The sequence below is a fragment of the Amycolatopsis sp. NPDC059021 genome, from assembly GCF_042739895.1.
Lineage (GTDB): Bacteria > Actinomycetota > Actinomycetes > Mycobacteriales > Pseudonocardiaceae > Amycolatopsis.
Genome location: NZ_JBHYIQ010000137.1, coordinates 470 through 1,314, shown reverse-complemented (window position 1 = coordinate 1,314; position 845 = coordinate 470). Strand labels below are relative to the sequence as shown.

1 protein-coding gene is annotated in these 845 nt (G+C 72.5%); it reads left to right on the top strand.

The genetic code is table 11. From position 1 onward, the window contains the following. Positions 1–10 precede the first annotated feature (10 nt). Positions 11–748 (top strand): PIG-L deacetylase family protein, encoded by a 738-nt coding sequence (locus ACFWX1_RS43920; RefSeq protein ID WP_378395851.1) that lies wholly within the window; start codon positions 11–13, stop codon positions 746–748. The last annotated feature ends 97 nt before the right edge of the window (positions 749–845 follow it).

Below are 845 nucleotides of genomic sequence, written 5' to 3'. Positions count from 1 at the left end.
GGCTGGTGTTGTGTGTGTGTGTTTGTGTGCGTGTTTGGTGTTGTGGGGGGTGTGGGCTGGGCTCGCGTCAACCCACAACCCAGGGTGTCGTGCGCCCCCCCCCCCGCCCCCCCCCGAGGCTCTCGGCGCGGGCGGCACGATCGCCAAGCTGGTCGACGACGGCGTATCGGCCGCGTTGTGTGTACTGACCGACGACGACGGCTCGCGCCGCGCCGCGGGCGCCACCGTGACCAATCGGGTGTCGGCGATCGAGACCGCCGCGTCGGTCCTCGGGTTCGGCCAGGTACACGTGCACGAGTTCGGCGACAACCGGCTCGACGCGGTCGGCCAGCTGACGCTGAACCAGGTGGTCGAACGAGAAGTGCGGGAGTTCGGGCCGGACACCCTGTTCACGACCAGCCTCGCCGATCTCAACCTCGATCACCAGCTGGTCAGCAAGGCCGCGCGGATCGCGGGCAGGCCGGGCCGCAGCAGTGTGCGCGAGATCCGTTGTTTCGAGGTCCGGTCGGCCACCGACAGCGGCGAGGCCGCGGGAGTCGGCCCGGCGTTCCGGCCGAACTGCTGGCAATCGCTGACCGAGGCCCATTTCGAGCGCAAGGTGAAGGCGCTCGGGGCCTACGGCAAGGAAGTCGAGGCATGGCCGAGCGCCCGCAGCGAACGGGGCGTGCGCGCGCTGGCCGAGTACCGGGGTTCGCAGGTCGGCACCGCACTGGCCGAGGCCTTCGAACTGGTCCGTGTCGTGCTGTGAGCACGTCGTGAGGGGGGGGGGGGGGCGGGGGCGGGCCCCACCCCGCCGCCCCGGGGGGGTGGGACGGGGGGCGTGGGCGGGCGGGGGGGGGGTGCGC